17 protein-coding genes and 1 other annotated feature are annotated in these 14,295 nt (G+C 49.1%); all 17 genes read left to right on the forward strand.

The features are described from left to right. Positions 1-21: 21 nt before the first annotated feature. Positions 22-1,752: a sensor domain-containing diguanylate cyclase gene (locus ACXADP_RS07440; protein WP_474971185.1), complete on the forward strand. Its 1,731-nt coding sequence runs from the start codon at positions 22-24 to the stop codon at positions 1,750-1,752. A gap of 154 nt (positions 1,753-1,906) precedes the next feature. After that, on the forward strand, positions 1,907-2,662 hold the full coding sequence (locus ACXADP_RS07445; RefSeq protein WP_474971186.1) for a prepilin peptidase: 756 nt from the start codon (positions 1,907-1,909) through the stop codon (positions 2,660-2,662). Positions 2,663-2,799: 137 nt separating this feature from the next. Beyond that, the gene (locus ACXADP_RS07450; protein WP_474969108.1) at positions 2,800-3,600 is read left to right on the forward strand and encodes an SPOR domain-containing protein; all 801 of its coding nucleotides are present in this window, start codon (positions 2,800-2,802) and stop codon (positions 3,598-3,600) included. A 164-nt stretch (positions 3,601-3,764) separates the two neighbouring features. Further along, positions 3,765-4,331, forward strand: a complete 567-nt coding sequence (locus ACXADP_RS07455; RefSeq protein ID WP_474970423.1) for a Maf family protein — start codon at positions 3,765-3,767, stop codon at positions 4,329-4,331. Positions 4,332-4,390: 59 nt separating this feature from the next. Beyond that, entirely contained in the window at positions 4,391-5,062 is a 672-nt protein-coding gene (radC, locus tag ACXADP_RS07460) for a RadC family protein (protein ID WP_474970422.1), read from the forward strand. Between the two features lie 239 nt (positions 5,063-5,301). Continuing rightward, the gene (locus ACXADP_RS07465; protein ID WP_474969107.1) at positions 5,302-6,342 is read left to right on the forward strand and encodes a rod shape-determining protein; all 1,041 of its coding nucleotides are present in this window, start codon (positions 5,302-5,304) and stop codon (positions 6,340-6,342) included. A gap of 11 nt (positions 6,343-6,353) precedes the next feature. Further along, a complete protein-coding gene (gene mreC / locus ACXADP_RS07470; protein WP_474969106.1) occupies positions 6,354-7,235 on the forward strand; it encodes a rod shape-determining protein MreC in 882 nt (293 codons plus the stop codon). Continuing rightward, positions 7,232-7,759: a rod shape-determining protein MreD gene (gene mreD / locus ACXADP_RS07475; protein ID WP_474969105.1), complete on the forward strand. Its 528-nt coding sequence runs from the start codon at positions 7,232-7,234 to the stop codon at positions 7,757-7,759. The genes mreC and mreD overlap by 4 nt, the downstream gene beginning before the upstream one ends. 35 nt (positions 7,760-7,794) lie before the next feature. Then, positions 7,795-8,481 (forward strand): septum site-determining protein MinC, encoded by a 687-nt coding sequence (gene minC / locus ACXADP_RS07480; RefSeq protein ID WP_474969104.1) that lies wholly within the window; start codon positions 7,795-7,797, stop codon positions 8,479-8,481. Further along, positions 8,474-9,271, forward strand: coding sequence for a septum site-determining protein MinD (minD, locus tag ACXADP_RS07485; RefSeq protein ID WP_474969103.1), 798 nt, complete (start codon positions 8,474-8,476; stop codon positions 9,269-9,271). The genes minC and minD overlap by 8 nt, the downstream gene beginning before the upstream one ends. Before the next feature lie 193 nt (positions 9,272-9,464). Beyond that, positions 9,465-10,235, forward strand: coding sequence for a peptidoglycan DD-metalloendopeptidase family protein (locus ACXADP_RS07490; protein WP_474971187.1), 771 nt, complete (start codon positions 9,465-9,467; stop codon positions 10,233-10,235). Next, entirely contained in the window at positions 10,222-11,076 is an 855-nt protein-coding gene (locus ACXADP_RS07495; RefSeq protein ID WP_474969101.1) for a site-2 protease family protein, read from the forward strand. The genes ACXADP_RS07490 and ACXADP_RS07495 overlap by 14 nt, the downstream gene beginning before the upstream one ends. 13 nt (positions 11,077-11,089) lie before the next feature. Next, positions 11,090-12,514: a ribonuclease E/G gene (locus ACXADP_RS07500; RefSeq protein ID WP_474971188.1), complete on the forward strand. Its 1,425-nt coding sequence runs from the start codon at positions 11,090-11,092 to the stop codon at positions 12,512-12,514. A 35-nt stretch (positions 12,515-12,549) separates the two neighbouring features. Then, positions 12,550-12,620: a sequence feature (ribosomal protein L21 leader region), on the forward strand. A gap of 13 nt (positions 12,621-12,633) precedes the next feature. Next, a complete protein-coding gene (gene rplU, locus ACXADP_RS07505; RefSeq protein WP_474969099.1) occupies positions 12,634-12,942 on the forward strand; it encodes a 50S ribosomal protein L21 in 309 nt (102 codons plus the stop codon). 12 nt (positions 12,943-12,954) lie between these two features. Next, on the forward strand, positions 12,955-13,284 hold the full coding sequence (locus ACXADP_RS07510) for a ribosomal-processing cysteine protease Prp (protein ID WP_474969098.1): 330 nt from the start codon (positions 12,955-12,957) through the stop codon (positions 13,282-13,284). A gap of 14 nt (positions 13,285-13,298) precedes the next feature. Beyond that, a complete protein-coding gene (gene rpmA / locus ACXADP_RS07515) occupies positions 13,299-13,589 on the forward strand; it encodes a 50S ribosomal protein L27 (RefSeq protein WP_027955268.1) in 291 nt (96 codons plus the stop codon). A gap of 186 nt (positions 13,590-13,775) precedes the next feature. Continuing rightward, a complete protein-coding gene (locus ACXADP_RS07520; protein ID WP_474969097.1) occupies positions 13,776-14,291 on the forward strand; it encodes a Spo0B domain-containing protein in 516 nt (171 codons plus the stop codon). The last annotated feature ends 4 nt before the right edge of the window (positions 14,292-14,295 follow it).

Genomic DNA, 14,295 nt, shown 5'->3' on the forward strand with positions numbered 1-14,295 from the left:
TTTACAGGCAGAGGTGATACGATGTCCAAAGAAAAAATTATTGGTGTCTGGCTGGTCTGGGCGGTCATCTGGCCCCTGGGCCTTGTACTGATCTACAACTTGGAAACGCCGGCGGTCTCCGGAAGCCGGATCAACCTGGTGATATTTGCGCTGCTTACGGTCATTGTGGCTTTGTTTCCATTGCGGATCGGAGACCACCCGGTGTTTTTTACACAGGGAGTAGCTTTCGCCGTATTTCTCCATTACGGGCTGTTTGCAGAAATCGTCATTTCTCAAATTGCTTTAGGGGCGCTGCTCATCAAAGTGAGGCTGAGCAGGCATACGATGTACAGAATTCCCATCAACCAGCTTATGTTTCTGATGATCTCTGTTTTTTCCGCACTCCTTTATGAAGGGCTCGGCGGCGGACATGGTCCTGAGGCTGTGGATGAATTTCATGACCTTTTTCCTATCGTTTCCTATGCCGTCTCCCAGATTGTGTTGAACCAGCTTTTTCTATCGGCCATCTCCAAATGGCTGTATAAACGGCCGTTCAAATGGCTGGATCAAGGGTTGTTATGGGATGTAATGACAGCGGGGCTTGTGCTGCCGATCGGTTTTGTCCTCTTCGTTGTTTTCCTCCCATTTGGAATCAGTGGGATTTTCTTTGTTGGTATTCCTTTTGTGTTCATATCAGGCATGCTGATGATGTATCATAACAGCAGTCAGGTGAATGAGTATTTGAAACGGGCGAGCCGGATCGGCCATGAATTGACAGGCGAGCTAAGCGTGACAGAGGTGCTGAACATATTTGTCGATCACATGTCGGACCTTCTTCCGCTGGATCATTTGTATGTGTTTGATGTGAAGGAAAGGGGCCGTTTGAAACTGATCCGTTTTTTCGACCGGTCGGGCACGTTGGAATTTCCTCCGGTTACCTTGCAAAAAGGGGAGAGTGTGAGTGGGCATACGCTCCAGGCTGGAAAAGGGGCCTACTACAAAAAGCGGACAGAATGGAGAACGCTGGAAAGTCCTTATATACCCGACGCTTCGGAAAGTGTCTTATCCGTCCCGGTCGTCCGGAATAACGAGACGGTTGGTGTGATTACGGTATATTCAAACCAAAAACGGGCGTTTTTGCAGTTTCAGCTTCTCATATTGTCCATTTTGGCCAACTATCTCGGTGTAGCCATTGAGAATGCACGTCACTATGAGAAAACGAAAGCGGAAAGTGAGCGCTGTGCGCTGACAGGCGTTTACAATTACCGCTACTTCGATGATTTTATGAAGCAGTCGTTCCTAAAGCATGAGGAAGATGGACGGGAACCGGTTTCGCTGATCCTCCTGGATATTGATCACTTCAAAAAGGTGAACGACACGTATGGGCACGAAAGCGGAAATGAAATTTTGATTGAACTCGCCGGTCGTCTAAAGGAAGCATCCGGGGAGGGCATGACACTGGCGCGTTACGGAGGAGAAGAGTTTGTTTTTCTTCTGCCTGGATTCGACGAAAAAGCGGCTCTTGCTTTCGCCCTTCACATCCAAGAGGTCATAACGGAGGCTCCGTTTACCGTAGTTGAACATATTTTGAAACAAGAGGGGCCTGTTTCTGTACAAGTCACCGCAAGTATCGGTGCGGCCTCCTATCCTGACCCGTGTGAGGAACCCCTCGACTTGATTCGTCAGGCGGACAGGGCGATGTACGTCGGAGCGAAACAGAGAGGGAGAAACAAAGTTGCGGGATATAAAGATTTGATGCAGCCAGTCCAATAAAAATTTATTGGACTGGCTTTTTATTTTCTTGAGACAAACCGGGGGATGTGGGCTATAATTTTTATGATCCTCTGCTTTTGAACCCACCGCCTGATCAAACTCCCTTCTCTCCTTTTTTAACAGCTTTTCATTTCTTAAAAAAGGAGATCCGCGTATGTATATCCTTTTCTCTTTCTACTTTTTCCTCGCTGGAACCATCTTAGGCTCTTTCTTTCATGTGGTTGGGGTGCGGCTGCCTCAAAACACTCCGTTTATCCTATCAAGATCTGCCTGCCCGGTTTGTTCGACGACGCTGCATGCCAGAGACTTAATTCCTCTCGCTTCCTACACGCTCGCCAAAGGGAAGTGCCGCCATTGTCAAACACGCATTTCTCTGGTTTACCCGGCCGTAGAGCTGATCACGGGCGTCCTGTTTCTGTCTGCCTATGGTCAATTCGGGTGGTCGGTAGACGTATTGGAGGCTCTCCTCCTGCTTTCATTGGCGGTCATCGTGACCGTCAGCGACGTGAAGTGTATGATCATTCCCAACCGGCTTCTAATGTTTTTTGCCTTTGCGTTTGTCGTTCTGCGGTTGTTTTTTCCTCTGAGTCCGTGGTATGCCTCGCTGCTTGGCGCCTGTACCGGCTTTACAATTGTACTTATAATCATTGTTCTGAGCCGCGGAGGGATGGGGGGAGGTGATATGAAACTGCTGGCCGTGCTCGGTTTGTTTTTCGGGGGCCCGTTGACCCTCTTGACGTTCTTCCTGGCTGTGACAGCAGGAACTTTGATCAGTACATTTCTGCTGGCTGCCAAGGTGATCAGCCGCGGTCAGCCTTTCCCTTTCGGCCCGTTTATCATGGCCGGGGCCGTCATCAGTTTTTATTATGGTGACGCTGTACTGGCATTTTACGTGCAAAGCTTTCAATAACAACGAACTGCAGGGGTAAAGGAGAGAAGAGGAGCTTATGAATGAGCTGAAATTGTCGAAGCGGCCCCGACAAAATTAAGCATGGTTTTTATTTCTTCTGTGATAGGGTTGGGACAAACGTTGCAGGAGTGATAACCATGGATTCAAAAAAGAAAATTTCAATTTCATTCCGGCCTGAGAACGGTTCAAAAAACGAAGTGGTCCGTACTCAAAATGAACAGGCGGCGGCTGTGGATCAAGATAAGAAAAAAGATAAGCGGGCCACTCCTGTTTATCCACTTCCTGTGAAAAAGAAGTGGCGGATCCCTGGATCCTACCGGCCGGTCCTTGCTACGGCAGTGATTGCCCTCCTGCTCAGTCTGGGGATTGGTTTCGTGCTGCTGCGGATGTTTGTTTCCTTGACGGATGTCACCACGGCAGGGACAGAAACTCTTCATTCTCCTGAAGCACCGGCCGGAGAGGTACAGGGGGCAGAAGGCGGGTCTGAAAACCAACTGCCGGCCAGTGCGGCAGCCACGCTGGATACATACATTGTCCAGGCCGGTGCTTTTTCTACAGAGGGAAAAGCCGGCGAGTGGCAGAGCCGTTTGAACGCCCAGTCCATCTCGTCAGTCATTTGGAAGCGGGATGGGCAGTATTTTCTGTTTGTCGGAAGTGCTTCTTCCAAGCAGGAGGCTGCTTACATGGCAGAAGAGATGAAGTCTAAAAGTATCGAAACCTATGTGAAACCGTGGGTCGTGACCATTGAAAAAGAGCTTCCTCCGGCGCTGCAGGAAGGAATGAAAACCCACACCCTCGGTTCAATCGATGAGTCCCAACGGAAGGAAATCGCCAAAGCGGCCGGCGAAGAATCCGCCCTTGGCCAGGCCCTTATAAACTGGGAGTCACAGGATGAGAACAACCTGAACTGGCTGAAAGTCGCAAAATCCCTGGAATAAGCGGTTCATTGTAAAAGAAGAGTGGAAAAAGGAAGTTTGCTCACGCAGCCCTTCCTTTTTTCATATCCGGGAATTCGAAAAGGCGGATGTTTCGGTCATCTGCATTTCCGGTTATTTTTAGTATGATACATGTAACCCCATGGATAGAAAGGATGTTTGTTGTGATGAAGACGCTTGTGCTCGGCTCTCAATCCCCCCGTCGGAAAGCCTTGCTGGAAATGGCGGGGGCTTCCCCGCTTATCCGCCCCTCCTATACTGATGAAACGCTGGAGCATGTCATGTCTGCCGAGGAAGCAGCCGCTTTTCTGGCGGAACAAAAAAGCGCGGCTGTCCAATTGAATGAGGAAGAGGTGCTGCTGACTTCAGATACCGTCGTATCCATAGACGGAGACCTTTTAGGTAAGCCTGCTGATACCAGTGAAGCCCGTCGTATGCTGGAAAGGATGAGTGGACGGACGCATCAAGTGTACACAGCTGTATGCCTGCGGACCCTGAAGGAGAAACGAACCTTTACAACGGGGACGGATGTAAGTTTTTATACGTTGACGGACGAGGAGATTGATCACTACCTGAACACGGAAGAGCCCTGGGATAAAGCGGGCGGGTATGGGATTCAGGGAAAGGGCGGCCTGTTCGTCGAGGAAATCAAAGGGGATTATTACAACGTTGTCGGCCTCCCCATCGCCCGTGTCATCCGGGAGTTGAGAGCGTTTGGCATCTTCATCCATTAACAGCTTATTCCCTGGGGAGGATTGAGAAAGGGTGTGAATTTTTGACAACGCCAAACGTAATGATTAAAGATGTTCCAAAGCAGGACCGCCCGCGTGAGAGGTTGATTGAACTGGGACCGTCCCACTTGTCCAACCAGGAGCTCCTCGCCATCCTTCTGGGGAGCGGAACGAAACAAGAGTCCGTGATGGAGCTTTCCAATCGTCTCCTCGTTCATTTTGAAGGGATGACCCTGCTAAAGGATGCGGCCATTGAGGAGCTTACGGCCATCAAGGGCATTGGAGCCGCCAAAGCAGTGCAGCTTCTGGCGGCGGTTGAACTTGGGAAACGGATGCACAAAATGAAGCCGGCGGAACGCTATATGATCCGGAGCCCTGAAGACGGAGCGGATTTTATAATGGAGGAAATGCGTGATTTAAAGCAGGAGCATTTCATCTGCTTGTTCTTAAATACAAAGAACCAGGTGCTTCACAGGCAGACCATCTTCATTGGGAGTCTAAATGCATCCATCGTCCACCCTAGAGAAGTATACAAAGAAGCGGTGAAACGTTCCGCAGCCTCGATTATCTGTGCCCACAACCATCCCTCCGGAGACCCTACACCGTCCCAGGAAGATATCCAGGTCACCCAGCGACTGAAAGAATGCGGGAAAATGATCGGCATCGAACTGCTTGACCACATTGTTATTGGTGACCGTACATTCATCAGCCTGAAAGAAAAAGGCTATCTATGAATGGTCGCGCTTTCTTTTCGTGGTCTTACCAAAGGCTTTCGTATGTTTCTGGAAAAAGTTTAATAGGGATTGTTGTACCACTATCTATTTTTGTAGTTTTTTCGTATAATTGAATAGATGAAAAAGATGAGCGCCATTTATAGGATCTTCTTATAAATCGGCGCTTCTTCTAATCAGACAATTTTGGGGATGTCTCACCCCCGCCTGAGGAAAGCGGGCTCTTAGAAAGGAAGATAGTATTGGGGATTTTTGGATTCTCTCAAGACCTCGGGATTGACCTGGGTACAGCGAATACACTTGTATTTTTGAAAAATAAAGGGGTTATCGTCAGGGAGCCTTCTGTCGTAGCCAAAAACTCTCAAACTGGAGAGATTGAAGCTGTAGGAAATGATGCGCGGAATATGATTGGAAGGACACCCGGATACATAAACGTGATCCGCCCGATGAAGGACGGGGTCATTGCTGATTATGATACGACGGCGCAGATGATGAAGTATTACATTAAAAAGGCGTTGAAAAACCGTTCTTCGTTCGCAAGCAAACCGAACGTTATGGTCTGTGTACCGTCCGGGATTACCATGGTGGAGGAAAGAGCTGTTGTAGATGCAACGAAACAGGCCGGTGCCAAGGAAGCCTATCCGATTGCGGAGCCGTTTGCTGCGGCTATCGGGGCAGGCCTGCCGGTTTGGGAGCCGACAGGAAGCATGGTTGTCGACATCGGCGGCGGAACGACGGAAGTAGCCATCATTTCCCTAGGCGGGATTGTGACGAGCCAGTCCATCCGTGTAGCCGGGGACGAAATGGATGACAACATCATCCAGCATGTGCGTAAAAAATATAACTTGATGATCGGTGAGCGTACAGCCGAAGACGTAAAAATGGAGCTTGGCGGCGCCGGTGAAGTCAAGGATATCGAGGAAATGGATATCCGCGGCCGCGACCTTTTGAGCGGTCTTCCAAAAACGATTACGATTAAGAACGATGAAATTTATGAAGCCATGAAAGATACGGTCGATTCGATTATAGAAACGGTGAAAAACACATTGGAGAAAACCCCGCCTGAACTTGCTGCGGACATTATGGAACGCGGCATTGTCCTGACAGGAGGCGGCGCTCTGCTTAAAAACATCGATACAGTCATCAGCGACGAAACCAATATGCCGGTCTTTATAGCGGACGAACCGCTTGACTGCGTAGCCATCGGAACAGGGAAATCCCTGGAATACATCCATCACTTCCGCTCACAGCCCAATGTGGCCAGCCGGGCGAACATGGAGTAAACGAATAGGTTATGCCTTCTTTATTCCGCAGAAAAAGACTGATGATTGTATTGCTTGGTTTCATAGTACTTGTCACGTTAATTGGATTTTCCATCCGTGATCGGGATTCTCTCAGCACACCTGAAAAATTCCTTCAGGATTCGGTCGGATGGATGCAGACGATTTTTCATAAGCCGGTCAGCTTCGTAGATACGACGGTTGAGAACGTACAGGACATGTTCAACGTATACGAGCAGAACCAGGTGCTGAAAACACGCCTGTCTGAATATAAAGGTGTAATTCAGGAGAATCAGCGTCTTACCAAAGAAGTGGACGAACTTCAGGATACCCTCGGGAAGTCTGAGGGGCTCAGCGATTATTCCTCGATTCAGGCGACAGTCATCGCCCGAAGCTCGGATCGATGGTTTGAGCAGATGACCATCAACAAAGGCGGGGAAGATGGTGTGGAAAAGGACATGGCGGTCATGACGAGTGACGGTCTCGTCGGAAAAGTTAAATCGGCGGGAGCCTTCCATTCCACAGTACTGCTGCTGAGCGGATTTGACCGCTCCAATAAGATTTCCTCCTGGGTGGTCCGGGAAGATAAGGAAGAAGCCTTCGGGTTGATCGAAGGTTATGATGATGAATCGGGTCGTCTTCTCCTTGAAGGCATCAAGCTTGATGAGGAGCTGGAAGCCGGGGACACGGTTATATCCTCAGGGCTTGGAGGTGTCTTTCCAAGTAACCTGAGAATTGGTACGGTCGAGGAAGTGGTGAATGATCAGTATGGTCTGACAAAAACCGCGTACGTGGAACCGTTTGCTGATTTATTCGACATCAACCACGTGATGGTGGTGGATCGTTCAGTGGAAACGATCGATACAAGCAGTGAAGCGGAGGGGGATGAATCATGAGCCGGTATGTCATCCCGCTTTTCTGCCTTTTCCTTCTTGTGATGCAGGGGATGGCAATGAGCCTGCTTCCTGCGAAGCTTGTCTATTCGGATCTCCTGATCACCCCTCACTGGATATTGATCTTTTTGTTTATCATCGCGATTTTTTACGATAAGGATCATACGTACCACGCGGTCTGGTACGGTCTTCTCTTCGGCTTGTTGATTGATGTCGTATACACAGGGGTGCTCGGGGTGTACATGATCACCTACACCCTGATTATTTATGTGGTTCACGGGTTGAAAAAATTGGTTCATGCCAATTTCCCGGCCGCTTTTTTACTTGCAGTCATCGGCCTCATACTGGCGGATGTCCTTCTTTATATCGTGTATTCGTTCGTTCAGATTACGTCAATCAGCTGGGTGGACTATGGTCTGCTTCGTCTGCTGCCTACACTGGCGGCGAATATGATCTTTTTCACCCTGCTTTATCCGCTCGTGAAGGAGAGGGCATATGATTGGTCGGAAGAAATCAGTAACGTTTAGTGTAGTGAATGTCTAAGGTCTTGAGGTGATTGCCAATGTCGGCGAATGGTCAGAGAATCATGATTAAAGGAACGAGAGATGGATTGATCTTGAAATTGGATGACCAGTGTTCATTCGATCGGCTCCTCCGGGATCTGCAGGATAAGCTGTCCATGAATGGAGTCACGGAAGATGAGCCGATGATCCGGGTCATTATTCAAGTCGGAAACCGCTACTTGACAGAAGAGCAGAAAGAAGAACTGTCTGCCGTTGTCCGTGAAAAACAGAAGCTCGTTGTAGATAAAATCGAATCGGACGTTTTGACAAAAAAGGAAGCGTTGGATTGGAAAGAAAACACTGAAATTACCCCCGTAGCCAGAACCGTCCGTTCAGGACAGGTCGTGGACGTGAAGGGTGATCTGCTTCTTGTCGGAGATGTCAATCCGGGCGGCCAGGTGAATGCCACGGGAAACATCTTCGTCATGGGGCGTCTGAAAGGGATTGCCCACGCCGGTTGTGAAGGGGATACGGCTGCTGTGATTGCGGCTGCTTATATGCAGCCCAGTCAGCTGAGAATTGCCGATCAGCTCAGCCGATCTCCGGACTATGAGTCTGAGGGCGTGTATATGGAATGCGGGTTTATTGATAAGGACTTTCAGAAGATTCGTATTGATCGGTTACAGGAAGTTGTAAAGAAGAGACCGAATCTCGTAAGTTTTGAAAGGAGAATGATCAATGGGTGAAGCGATTGTCATTACCTCTGGAAAGGGAGGCGTCGGAAAAACGACTACAACTGCCAATCTGGGGACCGCTTTGGCCTTGCAGGACAAAAAAGTCTGCTTAGTTGATACTGATATCGGTCTCAGGAATTTAGATGTTGTGATGGGGCTCGAGAACCGGATTATCTATGACATTGTGGATGTCGTAAAAGGGCGCTGTAAAACGAAACAGGCACTGATTACAGATAAACGCTTCGAATGCCTTCACGTGCTGCCGGCAGCACAGACCTCTGATAAATCGGAGGTCACGCCGGAAGGCATTAAAGCCATCGTAGAGGAACTGAAGCAGGACTATGATTATGTGGTGATTGACTGCCCCGCTGGTATTGAACAAGGCTATAAAAATGCCGTAGCCGGAGCAGATAAAGCCATCGTCGTTACAACGCCGGAAAAATCAAGTGTTCGTGACGCTGATCGGATTATCGGACTGCTTGAGCAGGAAGATTTGGAAGCGCCGAAACTGGTCATCAACCGGATTCGGAACCATATGATGAAAAATGGGGATATGATGGATGTGGATGAAATCGCCAACGTGTTGTCCATTGATCTTCTCGGTATCGTCATTGATGATGAAGCCGTCATCAAGGCATCCAACAGTGGAGAGCCTGTTGCGATGAAGCCGAACTCTAAAGCGTCGTTAGCCTATCGAAATATTGCCCGCCGGATTCTGGGTGAAACCGTACCCCTGTTGAGTCTGGAAGAGGATAAAGGCGTGCTGGCTAAAGTGAAACGGTTCTTTGGAATGCGCTCCTAAATACGAACCGGCGTCATCAAACGGCGCCTGGAAGCTGTCGAGAATACTCTCGACAGCTTTTTTATATGCAGGCATGTCCCACCGAGAAGGAAGCTGTAACGACACCGGCTCTTCTGAAGCGAGAAAGGATTAATAAACCAACCCCTTGTCCCATAGAATAATAGAAAAAAGGGCCATAGAGAGGGGTTTGAGTGTGAATAAGAACATAAGAGATGTACGGAGGAATATAGCAGGCCGGAAGAAAAAGAGGCTGGACCGGCAGGCACCGCGGACAGGTCCGGTTTATCAGCCTCCCCAGGATGAGGAGGTCCATGGGTTTCCGCCGTTGATAACCAATGATGTTGATGGGGGCCCTCCAAGGGAACCAACAGAAAACAGCCGGAGCAGCCGGATCGGCCTGCAGGTGTTCTTTTCTGTACTGTTATTTGCCGTCATGGCCGCTGGTACACATTCCAGTGCCGCCCTTTTGAAAGCACCAGCGGACTGGGCGGCTGGACAGATGACGGATGAGTTTCCATTTGCTAAAGTTACGGCCTGGTACAATGACCGGTTTGGGGATCCTCTGCAAGTTATGAAACCGAAAGAAGAGCAGGTGGAAGAGCCCCTTGCCATGCCTGTGAACGGAACAGTGACCACCCCTTTCCAAAACGATGGGAAGGGCATCATTTTGACGACAGCCAGTGATTCCAAAGTGCGCGCTGTCAGAGAAGGAACGGTCGTGTTTGCCGGAAATGACCCCGACTCAGGAAAGACGGTTGTCCTGCAGCACCAGGATGGCACGGAAACGACCTACGGCTATTTGTCCGAGATCGATGTGTATTTGTATGAAAATGTTCAGTCTCAGGGTGGACTCGGTTCTGTGAAAGCAGAAGAGGGAGAAACGGCTGAATTTTTCTTTGCCATAGAAAAAGACAACACGTACCTGGATCCGGTTCAGGTGATTAAAGTAAATGAAGGATCTTAGGGTGGCCGGCTGGCTTCATATCCACCCTCTTTTCTTTCTGCTGGCTTTCTCAGCTATTCTTACAGGAGCCATTCTTGATTTTATTCTTTTATTCTCCATCGTCTTCATTCATGAAATGGGTCATTTTTGGACGGCCCGTCATTTCAACTGGCGGGTGGAAAAGCTTGAAATCTGGTTGTTCGGCGGAGCGGTTGTCAGTGAGGAGCACCACACCCGCCCGTTTAAGGAACAGGCAGCCGTCGTCCTTGCAGGGCCCCTTCAGCATCTTTGGATCTATCTTCTTCTTTACGGCATTGCAATGGGGGCGGGACCGCACCCTTTCATAACGACGGCCTTGTTTTACAACACCTTGATCCTGTGTTTTAACCTGTTGCCCGTATGGCCGCTGGATGGCGGCAAACTCATCTTCTATTTCTTCTGCCGGATGTACTCCTTCCAAAAGAGCTTGAAAAGGACGCTTGTTTTTTCTGCGCTCATTTTGACAGCGGCGGCCGGGTGGTTGTTCCTTGAACAGCGGTGGACGCTTGCAGCCGTCCTTCTCACTGCCTTTCTCATTACAGAACACGTTCTGGAATGGAGGAAGCGAGCGTTCAGCCATATGCGCTACCTGCTCTTCTGCGCCTATCAAGACAGGGAAGGGATGAAGACGGAATACCAGCACGTGTCTCCGGATATGCGGATCATGGATGCTGTGAAACACGTCCGTCCCAACCGAAGGGTGAAGTATATATTGAAACAGGCGCCCCACTTTTATATAGTAGATGAACAGGAATGTCTGCGCGCTTATTTCGAAAATAAGCAGCCGTACTTAAAGTTTAAGGACATCCGCCAATTTGCTTAAAAAGAGGGATGGCATGCGAACGTTGATCATACAGACGAAAACGACAGAACGAACCGGGCTGCTTGTAGAGGGTGGAAAGGTTCAGGAATATAAAATGGACAGGCCCGGAGCGCGTACGCTCACGGGCTCTATTTACTGCGGTGTGATCGCCCAGATCGATCAAGGCCTGCAGGCGGCCTTTGTGGATATCGGTTTAGAGAAAAAAGCATTTCTCCGGGGGAATTCGATTCCATGGGGAGAAGGGAAAATCGAAAGCAGGGTGAAGGTCGGAGAGCGTCTGTACGTCCAGGTCGAGAAGGACCCTGCCGGTGATAAAGGAGCGAAAGTAACCGCGGATGTGACTCTTGCAGGAACCCATATGGTCTACAGACCTTATGGCGGAACAACGGCGCTCTCCAAAAAGCTGTCCCCATCTGAACAGTCGGACCTCCAGGCTTTATTTCACCCTATTCTTGAAGAACCGGAAGGCATGATTGTTCGAACTGGAGCCAAAGATGCATCCAGAGAATCCTTAATGGAAGAATGGCAGCGTTTAAAAGAGGAGTGGAAGCGTACAGTGGATGGCGCGGCGGAGAAACCGGGGTGCATCTGGCAGGAGGATTTTCTGCCGGACCAGTGGTTGAGGAGGTTCCCGGTTTCCTCCATTGATCAGGTCCTCATCGACGACATCGAGACAGCGAACCGTGTAAAGAAGCGTCTGCCGGCCCTGGCCGGCAGTGTTCAATGGGTCAAAGACTTGGAAAAGCATCTGCCTGTACCGATCCACACGCTCCAAAAGGCTCTCCTTCAGCCGGAAGTTCAAACGAAAGAGGGGATAACCCTCGTTATCGAACAAACCGAGGCTATGGTGGTGATCGACGTCAACAGCAGCCAGTTCAAAGGCCGGTCTTTTTCCAATGCCCAGGCTCTGGATGTGAATCTGAAAGCCGTTGAGGAAATTCAAAGGCAGATCCGTTTGAGGAATCTTTCCGGAATCATTATGATTGATTTCATTTCCATGAACCATCCGGATCATAACAAAAAGCTGGAGCGCATATGGCGGCAGCAGATGAGAAAGGATCCTGTCTCCACCGTCGTCCACGGACTTACAAAACTCGGACTTATGGAGATGACGAGGAAAAAGGAAGAAGCGCCGTCGTTCTCCCTTCTTGCGGCCCGGAAAGAAAATACGTTTACCTATGAGACGATGGTTTTTCAGCTGGAGCGCGCATTGATGGAGCTTGGCGATACAGAAGCTGTCCTTTTGGCTGTTCATCCTGCATGTCTGAAAATAAAAAAACGCTTGTTTTCTGAGGCTGTATCTAGTAAAATTCCACAGGAGCTGTTTGTCAGAGTGGACGACCAAATCCACGGCTGGCAGATAGAGCTTGAAGGGTCTTCCGACATGGTTAAAGAAATGGCGGAAAGCCGTGATGCACGTGTTGACAACTTGTTTTGATCTGTGGTAACATTATTTTGTTATTCTAGTAGCACCCGCTGCTACAACCGCGCAGAACAGGTTTTAAACCGGAAACGGTACCTGAATGGCGAGTCTGAGTATATTGAGGAGGTGCAGGTATGTACGCAATTATTGAAACTGGTGGTAAGCAGGTAAAAGTTGAACAGGGTCAGGAAATCTACGTTGAGAAAATGGACGTGGAAGCTGGCGAAACGGTCACTTTTGACAAAGTTCTATTCGTAGGTGGAGACGATACAAAAGTTGGTGCTCCATTCGTAGACGGTGCTTCTGTAACAGCTAAAGTTGAAAAACAAGGCCTACAGAAGAAGTTGACTGTCTTCAAATACAAGCCTAAGAAGAACTACAAGCGCAAGCAGGGTCACCGTCAGCCGTACACGAAACTTATCGTTGATGAAATCAACGCGTAAGGATCGTTCCGGATGATTAAAGTATCCATGTTTCGCTCACAAGGGGATATTACAGGTTTTGAAATATCCGGTCATGCAGAAAGCGGACCCTACGGCCATGACTTAGTCTGTGCTGCTGTGTCAGCTGTCTCATTCGGAGCCGTCAATGCTATTGTAAGCCTTTGTGAATTCGAACCTCATGTTGTACAGGGAGGCGAGGGTGGTTATTTGAAAATCACACTCCCCGACAATCTGCAGGAGCCGGTAAAAACGAAAGCCCAGACGCTTTTGGAAGGCATGCAGGTTTCCTTACAAACGATTGAACAAGATTACGATCAATATATTCATATATCCCAACGATAAGGAGGTGAAGACTCATGCTACGTCTTGATTTGCAGTTTTTCGCCCAGAAGAAGGGTGTAGGTAGTACAAAGAACGGTCGTGACTCTGAGTCCAAGCGTCTTGGAGCTAAACGCGCAGACGGACAGCACGCATCCGCTGGTTCTATCCTTTACCGCCAGCGCGGTACGAAAATCTATCCAGGAGCCAACGTTGGCCGTGGTGGAGATGACACATTGTTTGCGAAAGTAGACGGTGTTGTTAAGTTCGAACGTTACGGACGCAACCGTAAAAAAGTCAGCGTTTATCCTGTAGCACAGGAAGCGTAAACGAATAATTTCGTGCAGCAAAAGCCGCGCTTATTGCAGAAAGCAAAGCGCGGCTTTTTTATATCTGCTTTTCCAGGCTCCGCAACCGTCAGGAAACCCCCGGCAGAATTTTCCCGGAACTGTTTTTGCCGGCTGTAATCTCTGCTATACTTTTTATTATTATGGGTGTTCGAGGGAGTTGACACGATGGAGGAGAAAGAGATCATCGGACTGCTTAGACATAAGCGTCATGACTGGATGAATCAAATTCAATTGATTCAAGGGTATGCTTCGCTTGGGAAGCACGATCGTCTGATGGATCTGCTGGATACTGTGAAGGCAGAATCGGAGGAAGAACGCAGGCTGTTGAATGCAGAAGCGGTTGAATTTTCGTTATGGCTTCTCACGTTCAACTGGTCGTACCAGTCGTTCCGCCTCACCTATTCGCTGGAGCAGGGGCTTGATTTATCCAGTCATGATCAGACACTGGCTGCTTATGGCAGGCGTATGATGGAAATAATGGAAAAGTATAAGGATCAAGATGAACTTTATGAAGGGACTGTGACCCTTTATCGTGGAGGACAAGGGGCTCTCGGTGTAAGCTGGGAATGGGATGGACGCTTTCCCGAACCCGATTCCGTGCTGGGATCCCTTCAGGATGAAGGGTTTGTCGCTTCCATTTATGACAGGAAAGAACTTTCTATTGAAATGACAATAGAATGAAGAG

It is taken from the genome of Halobacillus sp. AWH4_228 (assembly GCF_056158365.1).

What these genes read in the sequence shown, in the direction of transcription:
- ACXADP_RS07440 (WP_474971185.1), top strand. Translation starts at nt 22, where the DNA reads ATGTCCAAAGAAAAAATTATTGGTGTCTGGCTGGTCTGGGCGGTCATC.
- ACXADP_RS07445 (WP_474971186.1), top strand. Translation starts at nt 1,907, where the DNA reads ATGTATATCCTTTTCTCTTTCTACTTTTTCCTCGCTGGAACCATCTTA.
- ACXADP_RS07450 (WP_474969108.1), top strand. Translation starts at nt 2,800, where the DNA reads ATGGATTCAAAAAAGAAAATTTCAATTTCATTCCGGCCTGAGAACGGT.
- ACXADP_RS07455 (WP_474970423.1), top strand. Translation starts at nt 3,765, where the DNA reads ATGAAGACGCTTGTGCTCGGCTCTCAATCCCCCCGTCGGAAAGCCTTG.
- radC (WP_474970422.1), top strand. Translation starts at nt 4,391, where the DNA reads ATGATTAAAGATGTTCCAAAGCAGGACCGCCCGCGTGAGAGGTTGATT.
- mreC (WP_474969106.1), top strand. Translation starts at nt 6,354, where the DNA reads ATGCCTTCTTTATTCCGCAGAAAAAGACTGATGATTGTATTGCTTGGT.
- mreD (WP_474969105.1), top strand. Translation starts at nt 7,232, where the DNA reads ATGAGCCGGTATGTCATCCCGCTTTTCTGCCTTTTCCTTCTTGTGATG.
- minC (WP_474969104.1), top strand. Translation starts at nt 7,795, where the DNA reads ATGTCGGCGAATGGTCAGAGAATCATGATTAAAGGAACGAGAGATGGA.
- minD (WP_474969103.1), top strand. Translation starts at nt 8,474, where the DNA reads ATGGGTGAAGCGATTGTCATTACCTCTGGAAAGGGAGGCGTCGGAAAA.
- ACXADP_RS07495 (WP_474969101.1), top strand. Translation starts at nt 10,222, where the DNA reads ATGAAGGATCTTAGGGTGGCCGGCTGGCTTCATATCCACCCTCTTTTC.
- ACXADP_RS07500 (WP_474971188.1), top strand. Translation starts at nt 11,090, where the DNA reads ATGCGAACGTTGATCATACAGACGAAAACGACAGAACGAACCGGGCTG.
- rplU (WP_474969099.1), top strand. Translation starts at nt 12,634, where the DNA reads ATGTACGCAATTATTGAAACTGGTGGTAAGCAGGTAAAAGTTGAACAG.
- ACXADP_RS07510 (WP_474969098.1), top strand. Translation starts at nt 12,955, where the DNA reads ATGATTAAAGTATCCATGTTTCGCTCACAAGGGGATATTACAGGTTTT.
- rpmA (WP_027955268.1), top strand. Translation starts at nt 13,299, where the DNA reads ATGCTACGTCTTGATTTGCAGTTTTTCGCCCAGAAGAAGGGTGTAGGT.
- ACXADP_RS07520 (WP_474969097.1), top strand. Translation starts at nt 13,776, where the DNA reads ATGGAGGAGAAAGAGATCATCGGACTGCTTAGACATAAGCGTCATGAC.